The sequence below is a fragment of the Thalassobacillus devorans genome (genome assembly GCF_011761345.1).
Taxonomy (GTDB): domain Bacteria; phylum Bacillota; class Bacilli; order Bacillales; family Halobacillaceae; genus Thalassobacillus; species Thalassobacillus devorans.
Genome location: NZ_JAASRY010000006.1, coordinates 135,657 through 156,786, shown reverse-complemented (window position 1 = coordinate 156,786; position 21,130 = coordinate 135,657). Strand labels below are relative to the sequence as shown.

Here is a 21,130-nt window from a genome sequence, read left to right as displayed (position 1 = left end):
GATTTACAGTAAAAGAGAAGGGTATGAGTTTAATAGCGAGGAAGAGGGAACAACGGGGACGGCTGATAGGCCAAGTATGTCCTCTTACATAAACCAACAAATCTGCTCCTAGTTATAACAAATAAGAATGGTAGGGGATATGTATCTTAATGGGGGTCAGTTAAGATGAAATAGACACCTTTCCATATAATCAGAGAGCAGAAATACAAAGATAGATGGAGTAGGTGAACCGATGCAAAAACAGATTACAACAGGTATTGATGGACTGGATACTATTTTATCCGGGGGAATACCCGCAAAATCTACTGTCATTATTGATGGAGCACCGGGAACAGGTAAAACGACGCTGGGTGTACAGTTTCTGTATGAAGGAATCATGCAGGAGGATGAATCTGGGATATTGATCACATTTGAAGAATTTCCTGATCAAATCTATAGTGATGTAAAATCGTCATTTGGATGGGATCTAAGGAAGATGGAGGAAGCAGACAAGCTAAGGGTTGTAGGTGTGTCACCCGATATATTTATGGATCAGATGATGGAGCCTGAAGGGCTTATGGAACAAATGATCAAAGAAATAGGGTGCAAGCGAATAGTAATCGACAGCATCAGCCTGTTCCGTTACTTTGCGGAAGCAGATGGTTTCGATGAGCGCCGGTTATTGTATCAGCTGCGTAATATTTTGCGGAAGTTCGGTTTGGCTTCTTTGTTGATTCAGGAACGATCTAACTTGGACATAAGCCATGTCCCTGATTCCTATTTTATTGTCGATGGTGTAATACGGCTGAGTGTCCGTAAGCATTTAGATGTATTCAGGAAGCGAACGCTGGAAGTGGTCAAAATGCGGGGGACGCGAATTATAGAGGGAGAACATACTTATAGGATAACGGAGCGTGGGCTATATCCAATGATTGCTGCTCAAACCGTTGCCGAGCATAAGAAGGTAAAGGCAGAAAAAGTTTCTACAGGTATTCACGGGCTTGATCGCCTGCTTGATGGCGGAGTGGACCGGGGAGCAGTCTACATGCTTGACACCAACAGCCGTGCCAATTATATGCCCGTAATCGGATCCATCCTTTCTGAACGATTCAGAGCCGGGGACAACCTGTTGGCGGTACTTTCAAGCACTCAGACGCTAGATGATTTAAATAGGCTTCTTTATCATCATCATATTGAGCTGGAAGAAATGGTCAGAGAGCAGCAGATTCACTTTATCGAGCATTATCGTCGTTCTGTACCTGCTGGCTGGGAGAACTCCGTTTTCTATGTGGATCAATTATCTAATGAAGACTACAATCAATTTTTAAAGAATCAGTGTTATCCCTTACTCCACGAGGGAGAAAAAGAATGGTTTGTTTATTATGATTTGAATACGATTATCACGGAGCGGGGAACTGATTATGTACTAAGTTCGTTTGCGAAAGAAGCTGCCTTTGCAAGGTCGCTTGGGATGACGGTACTGGTATTATGCAATTTCAAAGAAGTAGGAGAACAGGTGGCTTCTTTCCTGGAACGTACCACGAATGGTGTATTTAAGACATGGGTTGATGGGTCGAATCAATACCTGCAGGTTACCAAGGCATCTAATGGGCAGCTGTCCGAACCTTATCTACTTGAGAGTATGAAAGAGCACCCGTTTATCCGCTTGATATAGGGGGGAAAACGATGGAGAAAAAAGAGGCTTTGCCGCTTCAGATGGAATGTACGATGTTCTTCCAGTCCAATCCATACATGATTGAATCATTAGCTGGATTGGAAAACAGATTAGGGAGAAGAAAAGAAGACCTTCAACCAGTACTGGAACTATTAGTTCAACAAGGAATCATCCGCAAAACAGGGAAAGAACCTAAGTCCTTATACCGCTATAACGAACCTATGGTTATTACTGAAATGAATATTCCAGATACATTGGAGAGCCCATAATGCAACAATCCGAGCTTTTAGAAGAGTTACAGCAGGTTTATGCGGAGCGGTTTGGACTAACTATTTTGATGACAGATGAAAATGGAGAGCGCTTATCTTCCATTACGGGTGATAATGTTTTGTGCAACCACCTCCTGGATAAAGGAGACCTCTGGGGTCATATCCAGGAAGCTGCAGTTTGGAAGTGGGATGTAACAAAGCCGGCATTTTATGATATTCTTCCTGGAATATATTTTTTGGTTATTCCCATAAGCGGAGAGGATGGACAGGAATACCTGATTTGGGCTGGAGTGTTAGCAGAAGAAGGAAACGACTTGCTCACACTGGGACAATTGAATAACCGCTACGGAACGGAAACCAACTGGGAAGAAATGCTTTCAGAAGCTCCTGCAGTCAAACCAGATAATAAGGACTGGTGGATCCTCAGAAGTACAAGGCTCTCCGGCCTTGTCCAGGCATTACTTAAAGAAGAAAGCAGAAGCAGCGGTTTTGGATGGCAATTACCTTTGTTACAAAAAAGAACAGGATTAGAAAAGCCCGACATTCAAGGGCTTTTTGAACTTTTTCTATCAGAGCGGAAAGATTATGATTTTCTCGGAATAGCAGAAACGCAGGATGAAGAGCAATATAGTATCACTAATGTAGCGGGAAAAGAAGTTCAAAATCTGCCTGGATCTCTGTTTGCACCTGGTGAGGGGTTCCTTGGCAGAGTCGCTATAACTAAAGAGGCGTACTATTGGGAGGACATTGAAAATAACCCTAGATCTTTTTTCTTCCACAGGCGTAACTTTTATCCTAAAACCATTATCTGTCATCCTGTCCAACGTCATGATGGCACTACTGCTGTAGTATTTGGAGGCAGTGTGTCTGTAACCGGAGTATCAAGGCAGGCAATGGACGCAGGGCAATTTATCGCTTCTATGCTGGAGGCAGGTTTATATACGTATGATTTGCAGAAAGAAAATAACCACCAGTTAAATAGACTATCGTCACTGATTGAGATCTGTAAGCTTATGGCTGCTACCCCTGAGGTGAAAAGGATTCTTTATATTCTTGTCGATATAAGCTTGAATCTTGCAGAGGGCCCATTTACCAGCGTAATTTTGAAAGATGAGGAAAGCGATAAAGTTCAGCTGGTTTCCCGCGGAAATATACCTGCCAGTATGGAGGTATATGTAAGGGACGTTATCAAACGCTATTACACAGAAAGGTCAGATACTGGCACAGAAGCACAATTGTATGATACCAGTTGGGGAACGGAGGTAATCGAATGTCCGCTTTTTCACAAACAGGAACTGCTTGGTGTTCTGTGCGTGGGAATAGGAGAAGGCACAGAGCAGCAATTAAAAGAGCAAAGGACATTTTTGGAAACTCTGGCGATCATTGGGGCAATATCATTGCAATTGGCAAAGCAGAACCAGGAATCAGAAAGTACAGCAGGACAGGCGGAGGCCTTGTTTCGTGCGATTGAGCAGTTTAATAAGGAGGCTTTTGACAAAGCGGACACAACGGCAGCACTGGCTGGAGAATTTGCTCAGAAAATAGGGCTGCCTGCTCCGATGGTGAAAGATATTGTTACCGCCTGCCAGCTCTCTTATTATTCCCCTTCTTTTCTTAAGGATATATTAGGGGACAATAAGGTGTCAGATATGGTCAAAGAGGGGCTGGAGCTGCTGGACAATAAAGAAAGTCCCGCATGGGATGAAGTCAGCATCGGCAGTCAGGTAGTAGCGTTGGGCCTTGCCTATGAAAGACATCCGGAAAACTGGGAGGCAGAGGTGCAAAGCGAAGAGGGAATTGTGGAAGAGTTTCGTACCTTTTTAAAAGAAAGGCAAGTATCAGAGCAGGAATTCACACTCCGGGAAGGGATTAGCTCCCCGCCGGAATTGATGGTGGCAGACAGTACGGTGAAAGAGCAAATGAGCCTGTCACCGCGTGAGCATGAGGTTTTGGAATTAGTCATCCAGGGTTTGAATAATAAAGAAATTGCGGAAGAATTGTATATCAGCGGTCATACGGTGAAAAACCATGTGACAAAGATTTTCCAGAAACTCGAAGTGCCTGACCGGGCGCATGCCATATCGAAGGTCTACCAACTGAAATATCAGCACAGTAATCGATGAACCTCCCATTTCGGGAGGTTTTTATTTCACTTTAAAAAATTAACTTATTAAAGGATTAAAGTATAAGAAAAGACTAAGGTTTTCACTATAAGTACTTGGCGACAAGCCAGGTTTTTCTAATGAACCAGGAATTCCTATAGGAAGGAGGGGGTGGGATAGGATAGGAATAGGAATGGATTCTTATTAGACAGGAATCTTGATAACAGGAATGGCGGGGGATATGTTTTCCTGTCGAAACATTGCATAATAAAGCTTGTAAGTTGTTCTTACGAAGCTCAACACCGGATACAAGCTGGAGGTGAAATGGCATGGCAGTAATCAATCTCGATACGAACCAGTTAATCGCTGAAAATGTAACAAGAGCTGATAAGTTTTGGCTGAGATTCAAAGGGCTGATGGGGAGAAAAAGCATCCCGGATGATTTCGCTCTTCATATTATCCCTTGTCCATCGATCCATACCTTCTTCATGAAGTTTCCGATCGATGTCCTGTACCTGGATCAGAGCAATAGGGTCATAGGCATCGAAGAAAATCTTCAGCCGGGAAAAGTGGGGAAGCGTTTCTCTGGTGGACACTCTGTTATCGAGCTGCCAGCCAGGAAAATCGCCCAGACCGAGGTCGCAGTTGGACAAACCGTGACTTTTGTAGAAGAGAAGTTGAGCAAGCGTGCTGTTGAGTAGGTTAGTCATTATACATTTATATAAAAGGAGAGGTTCACATGTTAGAAATGTTTAAAGGTTTGTTTATTGAAGAAGAAGGTCAAGGGATGACAGAATACGGTTTGATTTTGGGTCTTATCGCTGTCGTGGTAATTGGTGCTTTAGGGTTTTTGGGTGGTAGTATTAATGACTTATTTAATGGTCTTAAGGATAAAATCCCTACTGTTGGTGGAGATGTTTAATTAAACTTTGGGGACCCTATCTTATAGGGTCCTTTCTAGTAAATCTATCAAAAAACGAATGAAAGGATGGCCGTTATGCTGGATGTTTTCTTGCTTATCATTCTATTAATCTGTGTCATCACAGATATTAAAAATAGAAAAATCTATAACAAGGTGATTTACCCTGCCTTACTGTTTACATTCATCTTCCATTTCGCAGTCAGCGGATGGACAGGGATCAGCCATTCTTTCCTTGGTTTTTTGATTGGCTTCAGCATTCTACTGATTCCATATTTCCTCGGGGGAATGGGCGCGGGGGATGTAAAGCTGCTTGGACTGATCGGAGCGATCAAAGGGGGAGCTTTTGTGTTTCAGTCGTTCCTTTATATCGCTTTAATCGGCGCTTTGATGGCAGTGCTGATTATCGTCTTCCGGAGGGGAATATTTAAATCGATTCTTTACTATTTTGCCAGTTTAAGAGGCGGCGTCAAACTTCCTGGCGGCATTTCTAGAGGATCCCTGACGGCTACCTATCCATACGGCGTAGCGATCGCTCTCGGAGCGGTAGTGGGGATGGCCATAGAAGGGACCCTTCTGCCATGGTAAGGAAAGAGGACGGGCAGTCACTTGTGGAATTTGCGCTTGTCCTTCCGGTCCTTCTCCTATTGGTGGTTGGAATCTTTGATTTTGGCCGGGTGCTGTATACCCACCTGCAAATGGAGCTTGTCGCTCAGGAAGCTGTCCGTCTGGGCGGACTGGGACAGGGAGATGAAGCGATTGAATCGTATGCAGTCGAGCGATTCCATGCAGGAGATCCTGCCAAGCTGAATGTCTTAGTAACGCCGACAGCAGCCGAGCGCAGTTCCGGGGACTATGTAAAGGTGACGTTAACCTATCCGGAAACCCTTTTACAGCCGCTTGGCAATGCCTCGATTCCTTATACAGTTACCACCAGTTCAACGATACGAGTCGAATGAGGGAAAAGACTATGAAAAGATTTTGGAACCGCATGATAAAAAAAGAAAATGGTAATGCGATCGTTCTTGTTGCTCTGGCAATGGGAGGGATGATTGCACTAACAGGGCTGGTCATCGATGGCGGCCATTTATTCATGAATAAAAGCCACCTTCAAAAGACAGCGAATGCAGCAGCATTGTCCGGTGCCCAGGAACTTTTAAATGATAATGCAGCAGTGCGTGCGGTCGTTGACGAAGTACTGGCAGCCCATGATGAGAGGGAAAGTTTGTTGGAGCCTTTTAGCCCTGAAAAACAGGTCCATGTCAAACTCAAACGGGATGTACCATTATTTTTTTCGTCATTGTTCGGGGTGGAGCACTTACCTGTAGCTGCAGAAGCAAAAGCAGGCATAAACCCAATGGGAGAAACGAAGGGGGCTGTCCCGCTTGGAATTAATGAATCCGTTGAGCTTATTTATGGAAACACGTATCAATTGAAAGTAGATGCCGGCGATTCAGAAGCCGGTAATTTTGGTGTACTTGCCCTGGAAGGTCCGGGCGCAAAGTCTTATGAAGAAAGTTTGACGCACGGGTTTGATGAAAATTTGAAAGTCGGGACTGTGATCAACACCCAGACAGGTAATATCGCGGGAGCTACAAGAAGAGGAATTGATTTTCGGATCAATGAATGTCCGAATCCAGAAGGAAATATGCAAGTGCGCGATTGTGAAAGAATCATGAAAGTCATCGTTTACAAGCCCGAAGAACAGGCGACAAATCAGCTAAAGAGTGTTCGGATAACCGGGTTTGCTTATTTTTATGTAACGGAGCGGATGGGGCAAAATGATGATTCCATCCAAGGGGTCTTCATCCGGCGCGCAGGAGATGGCACGGCAGGCGGGGAAGGTACGCCTGATCGCGGTGCATACGCGATACGATTAATGGAGTAGGTGAACACGAATGAAACCGAAAAGAATATTAACTCTGGCGCTATTATCAGGTCTTATTACAACAGGCGTCTTTTATTTATTCATGAACCAGGCCAGTTCTAGTTCAGTAGAAAAGGAAGCAGCAAAGATAGAGATTGTTGTTGCTGGTGAGGACATTGAGAAGAATCAGACAATCACAGAAGAACTGCTTACAACCAGGGAATTGGAAGAAAGCGAAGTTCACCCTGAGGCAATCAAAGATACAGCTGAAATAACCGGTAAACTTGCTACTACGGGTATCAAAGCAGGGGAGCCGTTGATGAAGCATCGAGTGCAAAGCGGTGAAGATGAGGATGAAGTTATCGCCAGAAAGGTTACAGAAGGAAACCGGGGTTTTTCGATCGAGGTTGACTACGTGAAATCCGTCTCCAATATGATCGAGCCGGAGGATTATGTTGATATCGTAGTTAGCATTGGAAAAGAAGAAGCAACTACCTCTGAACTTATTCAGGAAAAAGTAAGGGTGCTAGCGGTCGGAAAGCGGATGGTCGAAAAGAAACCAGATGCACCAGATGAAGAGTATCACGCCGTTACGCTGGAACTGAATCAGGAAGATACGGTCAAAGTGATCAATGCCAGCGAGCGAGGCAGGCTGCATTTAGCGCTTCACAGTAAGGTGACAGGACAGGAAAAGGAAACAGCAGAGGAAAAAGAGCAGAAAGAAACAGCTGCGGAATTGGATCCACTGCCTTCCAGATCAGTCATTCGTTCCGGCCCAGGGCTTGATCAAGGTGTCATCACGGTTGTAGATCAAGGCACCGTGTTACGTGATTTAGAAAAGGAAGCAACTGATGAAGACGGGCGGATTTGGTTGAACGTGGAAACACCTGATCAGCAGGAAGGCTGGATCAGCTCAAGAATCATCAAGTATAAGGATGAATAAATGGAGAAGGGGCTGACAGGTACGATGGAGCATCAACAAGCTATCGATTCCGGTTTTGAAAATAAGGTAGTTGCCGTTTGCAGTGCTACCGGCGGCATGGGAAGAACGACCATCGCAGTCAATCTGGCAGCCCTGGCTGCCAAAAACAAAAAGAAGGTCACTATTCTCGATGGCGACCTGCAATTTGGAGATGCGGCGATGGCCCTGGATATGAAAGGGGAAAATACCATCCAGCACATCGTAGAGAAGCATGATTTGGCCAATAGCCAAAATTATTGCCTGAAGCATGAGAGTGGGGTTCAGTTACTGGCTGCGCCAACACGTCCAGAGTATGCAGATTTAATTACACCTGACAGCCTGGTCAGAATACTGAAAGAGACAGCTTCACGTGCGCAATTGTTACTGGTGGATGTTCAGGCTGGTCTGACAGAACATAATATCCAGCTTTTAGAACAAGTGGACCGCATTCTGGTTGTGACGACCCCAGGTATGGCTGCATTGAAAAATACAAAATTAATGATCGAAACGCTGGATGCTCTCGGATGGAAAGATAAGGCGAGCGTAATTGTCAATAAATCAACCGGTCCGACGTTAATGGATGTCCATGACATAACGGAGCTGTTACAAGTGGAAGAAGCTTTTTATTTACCGGATGAAGATAAGCATGTTCCGCTTGCTTTTGATCGAGGCATACCAGTGGTGATCAGCCACCCCAAGCTTCCGTTTTCTAAAGAATTAGCTAAAATCAATGAGCACTTGTTTCCACCTGCATTATCGGAAACGACTGAACACATAACACTGTCCAGACGACTTATTAAAAAGTTTAAAGGTTTGAGGGGGAAAGATGATGAGTTTATTAGCAAAACTGCAATCAAAACATCAAGGGGAAGCTGAAACGACGGAACGTACAGCGGTGATAGCAGAAGTACCTGAAGAAAAAGGTCATCCGCCTCTGACAACAAAAGAAGCTGCGCCTGCCCTTGATCCCATCAAGCCGAAGAAGCAGAAGAAAGAAAGAAAACAAGTGAAAGCGGAAAAAGTGACAGATGAACATAAAGAGCTGAAAGACTTAATCTTTAAGCACATTTTGAAGGAACGTCAGGATGAAGATGTAGAAGAAATTATCGCTGATTTGGATGGCATCATTGAAGAAATTTTTAATGAAAATGAAGATTTGAATGCGGTCAATGACCTTTCCCAACTAAAAGCTGAAATCACCAATGACTTGACCGGGTACGGCCCAATCAACCCACTGCTACTGGATGAGGAAGTAACAGAGGTGATGGTAAACGGTCCTCAACAAGTATATGCCGAGCGGGGCGGGAGATTAGAGCTGACAGATATCACTTTCCGGGATAACGACCATGTTATGGCTGTACTGGAGAAAATCGTCGCACCGCTTGGACGAAGAGTGGATGAAAGCAGCCCGATGGTAGACGCACGGCTTAAGGACGGATCGCGGGTGAATGCGATTATACCACCGCTGGCGTTGGGCGGACCGACGATCACGATTCGAAAATTCTCGAAAGATCCTTTTACCATCCATGATTTAATCAAGTTTGGTACGTTGACAGAAGAAATGGCAGCCTTCATCAAAGCCTGTGTCGAAGCGAAGCTGAATATATTTGTCAGTGGGGGAACAGGTTCCGGAAAAACGACAACCCTAAATGTATTATCTTCGTTCATCTCCAACAAAGACCGTATCGTGACAATTGAAGATGCTGCCGAGCTCCAGCTGGGACAGGAGCATGTCGTATCGCTGGAAACCCGTCCGCCTAATATTGAAGGAAAAGGCTCTATTACGATACGTGACCTGGTCCGGAACTCGCTTCGGATGCGACCGGACAGAATTGTCATCGGTGAGGTGCGAAGCGGGGAAGCGCTTGATATGCTGCAGGCGATGAACACCGGGCATGATGGCTCACTGGCGACGGGCCATTCGAACAGTCCCCGTGACATGGTCGCCCGACTGGAAACGATGGTATTGATGGCCGGTATGGAACTCCCTATTAAAGCAATCCGGGAACAAATTGCCGGGGCTCTCGATGTCATCATTCAGCAATCCCGCCTGAAGGATGGCTCACGAAGAATCACCAATATTACAGAGGTGCAGGGGTTAGAAGGAGATATTATCGTATTACAGGACATTTTTACGTTCAAGCAGTTTGGCGTCGATGATAATGGAAAGATCATTGGAAAGCTGGTGCCGACAGGAGTCCGTCCTAAATTTTATGAACGCATGGAATATGAGGGCATCCACCTCCCTGCCTCTATTTTTATGGAAAAAGGAGAATGATAGATGCAGTGGATTTTTTTGATCTCCCTATTCTTTACGATCTTTCTCATCATGCTGGCAATTACGTTGCGGAACCAATCAGACACGGATGCTCATGCAGACAATAGCCCCCTGACATTCAAGGATGCGCTGAAAAAAGCCAACCAGCAGCTGAAGCTCCTGCTGCTCAGGAAAAAGAAAACAACCAGGAATAAAGCCCGCCTCGAACAGCAGATCAGTGCAGCCGGTCTTTCGATGAAAGTGGAGGAATTCATTATATTCAAATGGTTCGCCGTCATTATTATCGGTGGAATCTTTCATTTGATTTTTAACGATATATTCCTGGTATTGGTCGGCGCAATTATCGGCCTGATCCTGCCAGGACTTTGGCTCAAAAGGAAGCAGGCGAAGCGGCTGAAGGAATTCAATGCTGGTCTGCCAGGAATGCTGACCTCGATTATCGGTTCGCTTCGTGCCGGATTCAGCTTTCCTCAGTCTCTGCAAATGGTGGGAGAAGAGTCTTATTCGCCGATAAAAGAAGAAGTTCAGCATGTATTGAAGGCGATGCAATACGGGACAAGTATCGAGGAGGCTCTGGTTGACTGGAAAAAGCGGATGCCGAGCGATGATTTATCCTTATTAGTCGAAGCCATCCTCATTCAGCGGCAGGTCGGGGGGAACCTTGCTTACCTGCTTGATAAAATTGTAGAAACGACCCGGGAACGGACAAAAATTGAAAACCAGATTAAAACACTGACTGCCCAGGGGAGGCTCTCGGGCATCATCATCAGCCTGCTCCCGGTAGTGCTTGGTATTATCATTTATATGATGAATCCTGATTACATCGGTACACTTTTCACTAATCCAATCGGTCAGGGGATGCTCGTCGCTGCCGGCATTGGGGGAATCATCGGTTTTATGTTGATTCGAAAAATCACGACCATCGAGGTGTAAATTATGCTGTTTATATATATAAGCTTTTTCATATTTTCGTTCCTGCTTACCTATGCACTGGCAGCATTACGCGCAGAAAAGAAATGGTTGGTGAAAAGGCGAATCGATGATTTTATAACAGCCCCTGCAGGTATGGGCGGGGAGATAGAAGTGGAAGACCCCTCCTTTTATAAACGGGTAGTAGAACCCGAGTGGAAAAAACTGAAGCGGCATTATCAAAGACGTTTAGGGAGAGAAAAAGCCTCTAAATTAGAACTTAAGCTGTTACAGGCAGGGCAGCCATTTGGTTTTATTCCTGTGGAATTTAAAATATTCCAGCTCGTACTAGTCAGCCTATTCTTCCTGGTGGGGGCAGGAGCGGGAATAATGGCTGGTACAAGCCTGGTGTTCATCATTTTGTTCGCTGTCCTTGGTGCAGGATTTTCCTCCGTTGTACTTAACCATTTCTTAAAAGCGAGAGCATTGAAGCGCAGTAAAACAGCTGTGAAAGAACTGCCGGACACTCTTGATTTATTGACTATCAGTTTAGAGGGAGGACTTGGCTTTGATGCTGCACTAAGTAAAGTGGTAGCCAGAAAGCATGGGGTGTTATCGGATGAATTCAAAGTGTGTCTGGAAGAAATCCGGTTAGGCAAGACAAGAAAAGAAGCGTTAAGCGGAATAAACGAACGGCTTGGTGCAGAAGAACTGAAGTCATTGATTTATAATATTGTCCAGGCAGAGAAGCTTGGCATAGGGATGGTTTCTGTCCTAAGAGTCCAGACCGAAGATATCCGGGAACAGCGAAAGCAAAGAGCGGAAGAGGCTGCCATGAAAGCCCCGATCAAAATGATGTTCCCCTTGGTGTTGTTCATTTTTCCTACGCTGTTTATTATTCTGCTGGGACCGGCCATTCTCCAGTTTCTGGATGCATTTAAATAAAGGTAGGATCGTTATAGACAGAAAGGACATAACAATACGACACCGCCAAAGAGACCCTGGCAACACTGCCAGGGTCTCTTTGTAATAAATATTTTTGAGAAGCTTGGATAAATTTGGGTGAATACAGGAGACACAGTAGAAAGGTCTTCTGTTTGAAAATTATTTATACTGTTCTGGAAAACTTGTAATATCAATGCCCCAGACTAACGGCATCAGCAAATAGATGAAGATCGAAATAATGAATATAGCCAGTATATTTAAAAAGAAACCGGCTTTTGCCATGTCTGGGATCCTTAAGTATCCGGACCCAAAGACAACAGCGTTAGGTGGAGTGGCCACTGGAAGCATAAAGGCACATGAAGCAGCCAGTCCAGCACCAATCATCAAACTGTATGGATGGACATTAATGGCTGCTGCGAGAGAAGCCATAATCGGGAACATCATGGTTCCGGTAGCTGTGTTGGATGTAATCTCTGTCAGGAAAATGACGAGACCGATAACAGCGAGCAGGATAATAAAGAAATTCACGTTAGCAAGCACGGTCAATTGCTCCCCAAACCATTCTGCCAGACCTGATTGACTGAACCCGGCAGCTATTGCAAGACCCCCTCCAAATAATAACAGGATACCCCAAGGCAATTGTTTGGCCGTATCCCAATCTATCAAAGCTTCGCCTCGATAGCGTTTGGATGGGATGACAAAAAGAATTAAGGAAGCAGCAATGGCGATGATGGCGTCATCGATGCCTGGGATGAATTCAGATAATAAAAATGATCTGGTGATCCAGGCTAAAGCAGCAAATGTGAAGACACCCATGACTGCTTTTTCTTCTGGTGTCATCTTTCCTAAAGCTGTCTGTTCATCACGGATGACCTTTTGGCCGCCGGGAAGTTGATCCATCTTCATTTTATAGGCGACTTTCACCAGGTAGATCCAGGCGATAATTAAGAATATTGCGGAAATAGGTACCCCGAATAACATCCAGCGGGCAAATGAAATTTCAACCCCATATAATTCGGATACTACCCCGGCAAATATCGTATTCGGCGGCGTTCCAATTAAGGTTCCCAGTCCCCCTATGGAAGCGGAGTAGGCGATACCCAGCATCAGCGCTTTACCGAAATTGAAATTTTCAGGGCTTGTATCAATAGAGTCGTCATCCTTCAATAAATCGGATACTTGATAAATGATTGCAAGGCCGATCGGAACCATCATCATAGCTGTGGCTGTATTTGAAATCCACATGGATAATCCGCCAGTTGCGACCATAAACCCTAGAATGATTCGTTCTGTACTGGTTCCGATTAAAGAGATGATCCACAGCGCTATTCGTTTATGTAAATTCCAGCGCTGCATTGCTAATGCGATGATGAAACCACCCATGAACAGGAAGATTGTATCTGATCCATAGGAAGAAGCTGTTGCATCCATGTCGAGTCCGCCAGTCAATGGAAACAAGACAATCGGGAGCAGGGATGTGGCAGGAATAGGAATCGCTTCTGTGATCCACCAGGTGGCTATCCAAAGTGTCGATGCCAGAATAGCTACACCTTCTGCAGAGAGTGATTCTGGTTTCACGAATAGTAAAGTTAATAAAAATAAGAGCGGGCCCAGCCATAGACCGATTTTTTGTCTGGTATCGAATCCGGAAGGGGGTTCATCACCTTCCTGCTTATGTCGGGTGCTTTCAGCAGATTCTGTGTCCCACTCGGTGTTTCCGCTTACAGAAAACCGCAGCAGGTCTTTTGCTTCATGGTGCATATTCCACATCCGCTTCCAAACAGCAGATGCACTACTAATAATGTTCATTTTTCCTACCTCCTTGTTAGTGTCACTGGTATTTACCACCATAACATAAATCAATAACTGATTATTTAATCAAACATAAAATTTCGACAATTTACCCAGAGACAAGTCCTTAATTAAGGGAAAAAAGACCATCTTGGATAGGTCGATGGTCTTTCCTGAGATTTTAAAACAGCTTACCTTGTCTATATAGGATAGTCGATAGTTTGGTTACAGCATGGATATAGCAGTTTTGCCGCAATGGGAATGGATCTTTGAAAAATTGCGGAAAGATCGTGTCTAACGTATGCTGCATCTTATCGTATAACAACTCAAAAATCTGATCTTCTGTATAGAATTGTGTTTCCCTTCCTTGCATCCATTCAAAGTAAGAAACGATGACACCACCAGCATTAGCGAGTATATCAGGAACGATGAGCACTCCACCTTCACTTAAATACTCATCTGCATCTTCTGTAACCGGGGCATTGGCGCCTTCCACAATCAGACGGGCTTTTATATTTTCCATATTACCCGGGTGAATCTGATCTTCTAAGGCTGCCAGAAACAGAGCATCTACCTCCTGTTCGAGTAAATCATCACGATCGTGGACAGTAGCTTTGATATCATGTTCTGCCAACGCTTCTTCATCGGCAGGGAGGTCCCCTTCATGGTCCATGGTATACTCAATCAAAGCCGGAATGTCTAGCCCATCTGAATTATACAACATGACGTTGTGGTCGCTGACGGCAACAACTTTATTTTGCAGGTAATCACATTGATAAGCTTGAAGAGCAGCGACAGAGCCCACATTTCCAAATCCCTGAATGGCTATTGTCAGAGGACGGCCATAATGTTCCATGGCTGTTCTGGCAAACCGGTTGTCACTGTCTTCCATCCAGGTTTCGTTATTTTTGATAAAGTTGTGCATCATATACCGGAAAGTAAAATACACCCCTTTACCAGTAGCTTCCCTTCTGCCTAAAGAGCCACCGTTTATGACACTTTTACCCGTAAAGCTGCCGCGGTAAGTCTGGCCTGGGTGGATGGTTTTGTATTCAGCCATCATCCAATCCATTTCCCGTTCGCTTGTCCCGACATCGGGAGCTGGTATATCTTTTTCCGTCCCTAAAATATCACTGAAATATTGCACATACTTTTTACAAATCAAATTCAGTTCTTTAGGGGAATATTCCCGGGGGTTGATAATGACTCCGCCTTTTCCCCCACCGAAAGGTACTTCGTGAAGCGCGTTCTTTAAAGTCATCAGCTTAGCGAGGTTGGAGACCTCATCTTCATTTACAGATTCGTGAAAGCGGATGCCTCCTTTGTAAGGTCCTAATGTATTGTTATGTTGAACCCGGAAAGCGGGGATGCGGACGACGGTTCCATTTTCTAATGCAATTCGAAGAAAGGATTTATTGATATGGTTTGGAGTCGATAGTATGGACACCAAGGATTTGAATGCCTGACGTCTGGGATTGCCCTGTAAGTCCGGTAAAAACGTTTCGTCTTCCAGTAGTGCGTTCAATGACCTCCCGATAATGTCTTCTGTCTTTTTTTTCATAAAAATACATACCCTCCTACAAGTAGAATGAGTGCTATTAGTTATACCTTCCCCTTTATTACAAAATAGTAATCGTAAAGTTACACAGAGATAACAAACCATGACCTGCGAAAGGAATCTGTGATAAACTAGAAAGCTAGCAAGCCTATTTATTGGAGGTTTCAGTAGACGTGATGAAGAAAAATTCAGGAGCAGGTGTCCGGACAAAGCTATACGATTTTGTGCACCATCCTTACTTTACTAATACCGTACTATTCCTAATTTTTATCAATTCAATTACCATAGGTTTGGAAACCTATCCGGGAATTTTCAGGGAATATCAAAACTGGTTTGTTTTCATAGAAGGGTTCTTTCTGTGGTTTTTCACCATAGAAATCATTTTGAGAATTATTGCCCACCGGCCTGTGCTGCATTTCTTTAAAAATGGCTGGAATATCTTCGATTTCATTATTATCGGCGGGGTGCTGATTTTCAGTGGTACTCATTATATTTCTACTTTACGGATTCTTCGTGTTTTGCGAGTAATGCGTACCGTTTCCGTCAGCCCGTCACTGCAGCGTCTGACCACTGCATTGTTACGAACCGTTCCTGCTATGGCGAACATCCTTCTGTTACTAGCGATTGTGTTTTATGTGTTTGCTGTGATTGGAGTTATTTTATACCGTGATCTGGCACCTGAGTACTTCGGTTCCCTTCATTTATCTATGGTGACATTGTTTCAGGTAGTTACACTGGAATCCTGGGCGAGTGGTGTGTTCCGGCCAATATTTGAAGAGGATCCATGGTCGTGGATTTATTTTATTTCTTTCATCTTGATCGGTACCTTCATCGTTCTTAATTTGTTTGTCGGGGAAATCGTCAATAATGTCCAGAAGGTTAATGAAATGTATGAAACGAAGATGAAAGAAAAAGAAGGAAAAAAAGAAGTGGACCATGAGATGCTATTAAGAGAAATTGCCGAACTGAAAGCGATGATAAAAGAAAATCAGCACAACAAATAAAGGCGGCCCAAACGGCCGCCTTTTTTAAATGTCTAGGAAATTATAAAATTTTCTTTTTGTGGATAACTTTATGCGGTGGGTTTCATCCAGCTCCAGCGCCTACCCCCTCGAGGTCTTAAGCTTGTCGGGGGTGAGCAAGGCGCTTGCGCTTTTGTTCTTAAATTATTCACTTTCAGTCGGAGCGTCATTATCAGGTGTCTTTTGTAATACTTTCAAACCTTGGCCCATATCAGAAGCGAGGACGTAGTTCCGATCTACATAAACACCCCAGATGTTAGAACGACTAGGTATATAAGCTCCCGTTTCAACTGGATTTGCCGGATCGGTGATATCCACTGCCCGTACACCCCCGGAATAGTGGGATAGGTAAAGGGTGTTGCCTCTAACTTTAGGGTCATGGACAGTAGCGCCGCCTGGTATTGTTTCAGTAAAGTCTGTCTTAAAAGAACTTAGCGGGGTAGGGTTTGCCTTATCCTTTATGTCATAAATCATTGTGTATCCATAGGCTGATTCAAAGCCTTCACGAACAGGACCGAATACTTCTCTCGTTTCAATCAGAACATTTCCGCCTTTAGCAAGTGTGGAAGAATGCGCTGCCCCTTGAACAGTCGGAGCGAAGTCAGTTCTTCCCAGATAAACCGGGTTTTCAGGGTCCTTGATATCAAGAATAATCGTTCCTAAATCCCAATAAGAAAGGTAGGCAGTTTCACCATTATTATCTGTCATGACACTATGGGCAAAAGCGGCACGGCTGATTCCGTCTTCATCTGTCCAGTTGTAGCCATCATAGTTGTCATCGCTAACTTCTTCGATATGATCCCTTGGATCGAATTGGTAGATGGATTCAGGTTTCGCCGGGTCACTGACGTCGACTAAATGAACGTCCATCTGCTCGCCATGGGAATAATAGTCAGCATAACAGTTGGCTGTCAACACGTAGGGTTTACCATTTTGTACGGTCAAATATAGTTCGTGAGTGCCTCTTGCCCCAGATGTATCCTCCCAGAACCCAAGTTTTTCTGGATTTTCGGGGTCGGTAACATCATACAGCAAGAAACCGCCTGTCGCATCTGATCCCGTCTCCATTTTTTGCACGCTGACAGCTGCAAGGTCACCTTTAAAGTCAGGAGTGTTTACTGATTTTACAATCACTTTTTCCTGCCAGGTGCCTTCATGGTGGGCGAAGGAAGCTACTTCTTTTGGATTGGCAGGGTCTTTCATGTCAAAGACCCGGACACCGCCCTCCCCGCCATTGGCTGAGTGAGTGCCTAAGTAAGCATAGCCCTTGTGACTATACACATCACCTGTAGAATTTTTCACTCCATCCTTCACTTCCTGAAGTTCTACGGCAGCAACTTCTTTCCAGTGGCCGACATTTTTAGTTCCTTCTAAGAGTGGAACCGATAGTTCCGCACCTTCCAGGTTTTCACCTTTTTCTCCACCTCCACCTAGCTCGTCATGGGCGAATGCTGTGGCAGGAATCAGGGAAAATGTCAATGCACCAGCTAGCGTTAAATTCAATAACTGTTTCTTTTTCAAAATGGAAACCTCCTGAATGATAATGTATTGATCTCCATTCCCGGGTTGGAGGGTTTTTCCAAATTCAGTATATCCTAGCTGGATGTTATTAACAATAAATTATGAATTTTCAGTAAAATAAGCCTGCATAAATAAGTATTTGTTCCTAACACATGAATTACATTACTCTGTGGTTTTATCTGTTTAAATGTTGGAGATGAGGAGGAGCGATGTTGGTTTAGAAAGGATTCATAGTGGAAAACTTACGTGGAGCAAGTACTATCATATAGAGAAGGTGAAAGTGTTGATCATTCGATTCGGTTATGTCGCTCATGCTTTGAACCTGTGGAATGCTTCTCCGCAGAAAACAATGACATTTTCCCGCTGGAAGCAGTTAGGGGAAGAGGAAAGAAAAGCTAAACTACATGAAATTACGAGGAAAAACCTCCATCATACGCTACGTGCCCTTCATTATAATATTGCTCATGAAATCAAGCTGTATCGATTATCATCCTCCATTGTTCCATTAGCCACACATGAGGAAGTGGACTGGGATTACATAACACCATTCCGGGAGCTTTATGAGGCAATTGGTGAGTTGGTAAAAAAACATGAAATCCGGACGAGCTTCCATCCCAATCAATTTACGTTATTTACAAGCGACAAACCGCATGTGACCCGTAATGCCGTGCGGGATATGGAGTACCATTATAGCGTAGCTGAAGCAATGGGTCTGGAACAAGAATTATCCATTAATATTCACGTAGGCGGTGCCTATGGAAATAAAAAGGAAGCCGTCGGCAGGTTTCATGACAACCTGATTCAGCTTCCAGACCACATAAAAAAACAGATGACTTTAGAGAACGATGATAAAACCTATACCGCTGGCGAAACTTTGGATATCTGTGAACAGGAATCAATTCCGTTGATGTTTGATTATCATCATTATATAGCTAATCATGACGAGGGGGAGAGCCTGGAGGCTATTCTTCCACGCTTTATGAAGACGTGGGATCATACTCGCCATCGGCCGAAAATTCATGTTTCCTCTCCTAAGTCGGAACAGGCGTTCCGAAGCCATGCCGATTATGTGAGTCTGGACTTTTTGCAGCCTTTGATCAAAGACTTGAAACGTATCGGCCGATCTGTTGACGTAATGGTCGAAGCAAAAGCAAAGGATCGCGCACTGCTTCAGCTGGTCGAGGAAATGGCAGCCAAGCGTGGCGTGAAGCGTATCGGAGGAGCTACTTTAGAATTATAAGCAGCTTATTCACGATTATGTACTTCAAAAGCCGCGCGAATGCCAGATTCAATCGCTCCTTCGATCCACCCATGAAAAGAAGAGGTATGTTCACCCGCGAAGTGCAGTCGCTGTTCAGGTAGAGGGATGATATCCGCATAGTTTACTTCCTGATTAGGGGTAAATAGGGTAAAGCATCCAGATGAAAATGGATTTTGACTCCAATTAAATGTGACTCCCTGAATAAATTCATTGTACACCTGCGGACCGTAAACTTCCGCAAGCCCATCTAATGCCAGCTGGATATGTTCCTCTTTGGGACGGCTGTTCCACAAGAGAGCATTATGTCCCCAACTATAGCTGGCGAGAAGGACGGCGGGCCCGGGACTTCCAATATCCCAGCTTGGTACATAAGAAAACCGGATCGGAGTATCGGAGATAATATTCCCGAGTTGTTGTTGCTCCCAAAAACGGCTCTTGAACTCAAGGGCTATTTTTACAGAGGGGATATTGGGCAACTCTTTAATGACCGACCATTTTTCAAAAGAAATAGAATCATTGGGCTCTACCTTGACAAACTGGAAAGCTGTAAATGGAATGGTAGTGATTCCGAAGTCGCCGCGAAAATAATGGGATTCCCCTGTCACCTTGTCCTTGGTTTGAAACAATATCTCATTATCTTTCTGAATAATTTTAGTGACTTCCTGGTTCAGATAGATTCGATCCCCCAGCTCAGGCAAAAATGCCCTTGGAAGCTGGTCGTTCCCCCCGGGGATTTGATAAAATTCAGTAGTCTTACTGAAAATAGGGTAGATGATGTCTGTCAGAATATCGACGAATGAGAATTCCGGAAAGCCTTCTATGCCTAATAGAACGCTGATTTTTCTAATAGCGTTTACCGACAAGGGTTGACCGAGCGGGTTATTCTTTAGAAAGTCTCCCATAGAGTAACGGGCAAATGTTTCACGCAGTTCTTCTTGTTGTTCTTCATTGCTTCTACTGTATAATTCGAGGAATGGTTGGACAGCAGATAAAAGCAGTTCTGTTGCTGTCTTTCCTTTTTCCCAATCTTCCACAGGGAAATTTAATAAATCCGGATTCTCTTCATATTCTTTACGTGTGACGATACGACCATTAGCAAAAAGCAGGTCGTGGGGAGAGGTATTAACAAATTTAGCTACAGGCAGTCTGAACCGGCGTATGTACTCGAAAACGAGGGCATGGTTATCGGGAATACGCATGGCTCCTAAATCGATATAGTTGCCTTGGTGAAAGGGCTGCCTGAGTGTGAAAACCCTTCCTCCGATACGGTCATTTCCCTCCAGAATGGTGACCTCATGTCCAGCTTTTCTTAATAGAAGAGCGGCGGTTAAACCAGCCATTCCCGCACCCGCTATCACTACTTTTTTCGGCCGTGACTTAGGCTGAAGCCCTTCTCTTAATAGTTTAATCATATCTTCTGGATAGTTAAGTTCCTGATAAGCTCTTTTTTTCATTCGTCCACCTCCCTTTTCCCATAATATGCTAAGGGGAGGTCTTGTATGAGGAGAAGAAGGAAGGCTGTATCATAGAAAAAGACGAGCACTTCGCCGGCGCCCGTCTTTACATTCTAGTTCAATAGTTTTTGAATATCCGTCTCTATATCTTCTGGCTTTGTTTGGGGTGCGTAGCGATCGACGACATTGCCGTTTTGATCGACGAGGAATTTTGTGAAGTTCCACTTGACCTGATCGGAAACCATTCCGGGTGCTTCTTTTACCAGATGCTGAAAAAGTGGATGGGTATCTTTGCCTTTTACATCAACCTTGCTGAACATTGGAAAGGTAACACCGTAATTGACCTTACAAAACTCCTGGATATCTTGTTCCGTTCCAGGTTCCTGATTCATGAACTGGTTGCTAGGAAATCCAAGTACTTCTAAGCCCTGCTCGTTATACTTATCGTAAAGCTCTTGCAGGCCTTCATACTGGGGTGTGAACCCGCATTTGCTGGCTGTGTTGACAACCAGCAGTACTTTTCCTTTGAAATCAGCCAGGGACTTTTCGTCTCCTGTAATCATTACTGCTGAAAAACCATGCACATTGCTCATGATAACGCCTCCCTTTTAATTCAAAA

At 44.3% G+C, this 21,130-nt stretch carries 20 protein-coding genes; 15 read left to right on the top strand and 5 right to left on the bottom strand.

Going from position 1 to position 21,130, the window contains the following annotated elements; all coding sequences use genetic code 11:
- Positions 1–232: 232 nt before the first annotated feature.
- The 13 genes from FHS45_RS17645 to FHS45_RS17585 all read left to right on the top strand — a co-directional run bounded on the left by FHS45_RS17645 (position 233) and on the right by FHS45_RS17585 (position 11,904).
- On the top strand, positions 233–1,654 hold the full coding sequence (locus tag FHS45_RS17645; protein WP_062438600.1) for an ATPase domain-containing protein: 1,422 nt from the start codon (positions 233–235) through the stop codon (positions 1,652–1,654).
- Between the two features lie 11 nt (positions 1,655–1,665).
- A complete protein-coding gene (locus tag FHS45_RS17640; protein ID WP_062438603.1) occupies positions 1,666–1,923 on the top strand; it encodes a hypothetical protein in 258 nt (85 codons plus the stop codon).
- On the top strand, positions 1,923–4,046 hold the full coding sequence (locus tag FHS45_RS20265) for a helix-turn-helix domain-containing protein (protein WP_062438605.1): 2,124 nt from the start codon (positions 1,923–1,925) through the stop codon (positions 4,044–4,046). Before FHS45_RS17640 ends, FHS45_RS20265 begins: the two co-directional genes overlap by 1 nt.
- 308 nt (positions 4,047–4,354) lie before the next feature.
- On the top strand, positions 4,355–4,726 hold the full coding sequence (locus FHS45_RS17630) for a DUF192 domain-containing protein (RefSeq protein ID WP_062438609.1): 372 nt from the start codon (positions 4,355–4,357) through the stop codon (positions 4,724–4,726).
- A 38-nt stretch (positions 4,727–4,764) separates the two neighbouring features.
- Positions 4,765–4,947 (top strand): Flp family type IVb pilin, encoded by a 183-nt coding sequence (locus tag FHS45_RS17625; protein WP_062438611.1) that lies wholly within the window; start codon positions 4,765–4,767, stop codon positions 4,945–4,947.
- Between the two features lie 75 nt (positions 4,948–5,022).
- Entirely contained in the window at positions 5,023–5,532 is a 510-nt protein-coding gene (locus tag FHS45_RS17620; protein WP_082411871.1) for an A24 family peptidase, read from the top strand.
- Positions 5,526–5,903: a TadE/TadG family type IV pilus assembly protein gene (locus FHS45_RS17615; protein ID WP_062438617.1), complete on the top strand. Its 378-nt coding sequence runs from the start codon at positions 5,526–5,528 to the stop codon at positions 5,901–5,903. Before FHS45_RS17620 ends, FHS45_RS17615 begins: the two co-directional genes overlap by 7 nt.
- Before the next feature lie 11 nt (positions 5,904–5,914).
- Positions 5,915–6,832: a pilus assembly protein TadG-related protein gene (locus FHS45_RS17610; RefSeq protein WP_062438619.1), complete on the top strand. Its 918-nt coding sequence runs from the start codon at positions 5,915–5,917 to the stop codon at positions 6,830–6,832.
- Between the two features lie 10 nt (positions 6,833–6,842).
- Positions 6,843–7,754 carry a Flp pilus assembly protein CpaB gene (cpaB, locus tag FHS45_RS17605; RefSeq protein ID WP_062438622.1) on the top strand — a complete coding sequence of 304 codons (912 nt, stop codon included), beginning with the start codon at positions 6,843–6,845 and terminating at the stop codon, positions 7,752–7,754.
- Between the two features lie 24 nt (positions 7,755–7,778).
- The gene (locus tag FHS45_RS17600; RefSeq protein ID WP_166761439.1) at positions 7,779–8,648 is read left to right on the top strand and encodes a CpaE/TadZ family protein; all 870 of its coding nucleotides are present in this window, start codon (positions 7,779–7,781) and stop codon (positions 8,646–8,648) included.
- On the top strand, positions 8,602–10,050 hold the full coding sequence (locus tag FHS45_RS17595; protein WP_148349941.1) for a TadA family conjugal transfer-associated ATPase: 1,449 nt from the start codon (positions 8,602–8,604) through the stop codon (positions 10,048–10,050). Before FHS45_RS17600 ends, FHS45_RS17595 begins: the two co-directional genes overlap by 47 nt.
- A 3-nt stretch (positions 10,051–10,053) precedes the next feature.
- Entirely contained in the window at positions 10,054–10,983 is a 930-nt protein-coding gene (locus tag FHS45_RS17590) for a type II secretion system F family protein (protein WP_062438627.1), read from the top strand.
- Between the two features lie 3 nt (positions 10,984–10,986).
- The gene (locus tag FHS45_RS17585; protein ID WP_062438630.1) at positions 10,987–11,904 is read left to right on the top strand and encodes a type II secretion system F family protein; all 918 of its coding nucleotides are present in this window, start codon (positions 10,987–10,989) and stop codon (positions 11,902–11,904) included.
- A gap of 159 nt (positions 11,905–12,063) precedes the next feature.
- Here the strand turns inward: FHS45_RS17585 and FHS45_RS17580 are convergent, their stop codons facing one another.
- Positions 12,064–13,713, bottom strand: a complete 1,650-nt coding sequence (locus FHS45_RS17580; RefSeq protein ID WP_062438632.1) for an SLC13 family permease — start codon at positions 13,711–13,713, stop codon at positions 12,064–12,066.
- Between the two features lie 163 nt (positions 13,714–13,876).
- Positions 13,877–15,256 carry a Glu/Leu/Phe/Val family dehydrogenase gene (locus tag FHS45_RS17575; protein ID WP_062438635.1) on the bottom strand — a complete coding sequence of 460 codons (1,380 nt, stop codon included), beginning with the start codon at positions 15,254–15,256 and terminating at the stop codon, positions 13,877–13,879.
- A gap of 173 nt (positions 15,257–15,429) precedes the next feature.
- Here FHS45_RS17575 and FHS45_RS17570 point away from each other — a divergent pair, with 173 nt between their 5' ends.
- A complete protein-coding gene (locus tag FHS45_RS17570; protein ID WP_062439113.1) occupies positions 15,430–16,257 on the top strand; it encodes an ion transporter in 828 nt (275 codons plus the stop codon).
- A gap of 162 nt (positions 16,258–16,419) precedes the next feature.
- Here the strand turns inward: FHS45_RS17570 and FHS45_RS17565 are convergent, their stop codons facing one another.
- Entirely contained in the window at positions 16,420–17,796 is a 1,377-nt protein-coding gene (locus FHS45_RS17565) for an LVIVD repeat-containing protein (protein ID WP_062438637.1), read from the bottom strand.
- A gap of 283 nt (positions 17,797–18,079) precedes the next feature.
- Here FHS45_RS17565 and uvsE point away from each other — a divergent pair, with 283 nt between their 5' ends.
- Entirely contained in the window at positions 18,080–19,036 is a 957-nt protein-coding gene (uvsE, locus tag FHS45_RS17560; protein ID WP_062438639.1) for a UV DNA damage repair endonuclease UvsE, read from the top strand.
- 5 nt (positions 19,037–19,041) lie between these two features.
- Here the strand turns inward: uvsE and FHS45_RS17555 are convergent, their stop codons facing one another.
- Together FHS45_RS17555 and FHS45_RS17550 are read right to left on the bottom strand one after the other, a co-directional pair.
- On the bottom strand, positions 19,042–20,511 hold the full coding sequence (locus FHS45_RS17555) for a flavin monoamine oxidase family protein (protein WP_062438642.1): 1,470 nt from the start codon (positions 20,509–20,511) through the stop codon (positions 19,042–19,044).
- A gap of 113 nt (positions 20,512–20,624) precedes the next feature.
- Positions 20,625–21,104 carry a glutathione peroxidase gene (locus FHS45_RS17550; RefSeq protein WP_062438645.1) on the bottom strand — a complete coding sequence of 160 codons (480 nt, stop codon included), beginning with the start codon at positions 21,102–21,104 and terminating at the stop codon, positions 20,625–20,627.
- Positions 21,105–21,130: the final 26 nt, after the last annotated feature.

Coding starts and splice junctions, on each gene's coding strand:
- FHS45_RS17575 (WP_062438635.1), bottom strand. CDS start 15,256: ATGAAAAAAAAGACAGAAGACATTATCGGGAGGTCATTGAACGCACTA.
- FHS45_RS17615 (WP_062438617.1), top strand. CDS start 5,526: ATGGTAAGGAAAGAGGACGGGCAGTCACTTGTGGAATTTGCGCTTGTC.
- FHS45_RS17595 (WP_148349941.1), top strand. CDS start 8,602: ATGAGTTTATTAGCAAAACTGCAATCAAAACATCAAGGGGAAGCTGAA.
- FHS45_RS17585 (WP_062438630.1), top strand. CDS start 10,987: ATGCTGTTTATATATATAAGCTTTTTCATATTTTCGTTCCTGCTTACC.
- FHS45_RS17590 (WP_062438627.1), top strand. CDS start 10,054: ATGCAGTGGATTTTTTTGATCTCCCTATTCTTTACGATCTTTCTCATC.
- FHS45_RS17630 (WP_062438609.1), top strand. CDS start 4,355: ATGGCAGTAATCAATCTCGATACGAACCAGTTAATCGCTGAAAATGTA.
- FHS45_RS17580 (WP_062438632.1), bottom strand. CDS start 13,713: ATGAACATTATTAGTAGTGCATCTGCTGTTTGGAAGCGGATGTGGAAT.
- FHS45_RS20265 (WP_062438605.1), top strand. CDS start 1,923: ATGCAACAATCCGAGCTTTTAGAAGAGTTACAGCAGGTTTATGCGGAG.
- cpaB (WP_062438622.1), top strand. CDS start 6,843: ATGAAACCGAAAAGAATATTAACTCTGGCGCTATTATCAGGTCTTATT.
- FHS45_RS17645 (WP_062438600.1), top strand. CDS start 233: ATGCAAAAACAGATTACAACAGGTATTGATGGACTGGATACTATTTTA.
- FHS45_RS17550 (WP_062438645.1), bottom strand. CDS start 21,104: ATGAGCAATGTGCATGGTTTTTCAGCAGTAATGATTACAGGAGACGAA.
- FHS45_RS17570 (WP_062439113.1), top strand. CDS start 15,430: ATGAAGAAAAATTCAGGAGCAGGTGTCCGGACAAAGCTATACGATTTT.
- FHS45_RS17610 (WP_062438619.1), top strand. CDS start 5,915: ATGAAAAGATTTTGGAACCGCATGATAAAAAAAGAAAATGGTAATGCG.
- FHS45_RS17620 (WP_082411871.1), top strand. CDS start 5,023: ATGCTGGATGTTTTCTTGCTTATCATTCTATTAATCTGTGTCATCACA.
- FHS45_RS17625 (WP_062438611.1), top strand. CDS start 4,765: ATGTTAGAAATGTTTAAAGGTTTGTTTATTGAAGAAGAAGGTCAAGGG.
- FHS45_RS17555 (WP_062438642.1), bottom strand. CDS start 20,511: ATGAAAAAAAGAGCTTATCAGGAACTTAACTATCCAGAAGATATGATT.
- FHS45_RS17640 (WP_062438603.1), top strand. CDS start 1,666: ATGGAGAAAAAAGAGGCTTTGCCGCTTCAGATGGAATGTACGATGTTC.
- FHS45_RS17600 (WP_166761439.1), top strand. CDS start 7,779: ATGGAGCATCAACAAGCTATCGATTCCGGTTTTGAAAATAAGGTAGTT.